The sequence below is a fragment of the Paraburkholderia solisilvae genome, assembly GCF_902859875.1.
Taxonomy (GTDB): domain Bacteria; phylum Pseudomonadota; class Gammaproteobacteria; order Burkholderiales; family Burkholderiaceae; genus Paraburkholderia; species Paraburkholderia solisilvae.
In genome coordinates this window covers 1-1136 of the sequence record NZ_CADIKF010000130.1, presented here as the reverse complement: position 1 = coordinate 1136, position 1136 = coordinate 1, and the positions used below count along the sequence as shown (strand labels likewise).

1 protein-coding gene and 1 pseudogene are annotated in these 1136 nt (G+C 65.9%); both read left to right on the top strand.

The genetic code is table 11. The features are described 5' to 3' along the window. Window positions 1-249 precede the first annotated feature (249 nt). On the top strand, window positions 250-726 hold the full coding sequence (locus HV675_RS32110; protein WP_175115477.1) for an HrpB1 family type III secretion system apparatus protein: 477 nt from the start codon (window positions 250-252) through the stop codon (window positions 724-726). Between the two features lie 143 nt (window positions 727-869). Beyond that, window positions 870-1136: pseudogene (locus HV675_RS32105) on the top strand (hypothetical protein); the annotation flags it as partial.

Here is a 1136-nt window from a genome sequence, read left to right as displayed (position 1 = left end):
AGCGCGCCCGACGTCGAGCGGCGCGAGCCCGCGCCGCGGCGCCGGCGTTGCGGCGGCCGCTAGGGCCCACGTTCGCACGCCGCACGTTTGATTCGCGTCGATCCGGCCGTCAATGGGTGGATGCGGGAGACTGAATGCAACACAAGCCGGTGCGTGCATCGCATGTTTCGTGATGCGATGCATCTGGCGCGCCGCAATGAGCGCGATCACAGAATTTTTATTGCAGGACTTCAGGCAGGCGAGGATATCGTGACTTACACAGGATGCAGCAATGACGTTGCCGGCGGGTTGACCAGGGTGCTGTGGGTCGCTTCGCAGATCGACGACGCATCGGACTTCGAAGATCTGCTCGATGCGATCCGGGTGCTGCGGCCGCGCTGGACAGGGGCGGGCACCGTGGTCGCCTGGCGGCACGTGCGCCGCCAGGCGTGGGTGGACGCGTTGCGCGTGCTCGAAGACGACGACCTGGAGGCCAAGCGCTCGGCGCTGCATGCGGCGCTGATGGCGGTTTGCCTGTTCGGTCTCGAAGACCCGCTCTGGCATAGCTATGCACGCTCGGCTGCCGAACAGACGGAAAACGTCGAAGCGGCCAAGATCGGCAACCGGCTGCTCGAGCGTGCGTCGAAGACGGACGGCGCGGCCGTCGCGCCGGCCGCGGCGCCGGCTGCCGCCGCACCGCGCGATACCGCGAGCTTTGCATCGACGGCGATGTGGGTGCGCGCCTGAGCGCGCACCGCTGCGATATTCGCGTTTCAACTGGAATTTTCGTGCTGCGCCGGCGGATGGGACGCGGCGCCTCTAGACTGAACTTGCAAGTAGTTTTAGTAGTTCGGATACCGTAATTTAACTTCATATCAGGGAACATCATCATGTCGTCTATGAATGCGGTCCAGCAGTACAGCACCAATCCGGTCGACTACCTGCACAAGATGCCGGAAGGTCCGTCGGGTGGCGGCGGAGAAAAAGACCTCGTGCAGCAGCTCGTGCAGATGCTCGGCGAAGCACTGTCGAAGCTGCCGGATCAACAGGGGCAGGAGGGCGGCGCGGGCGGCATGCCGCCGCCCCCGTACTCCGCCGGCGGGGCACCGCCGGCGTACAGTGCGACGCCGCCCGCGGGCAGCACGCCGCCGGCGTAC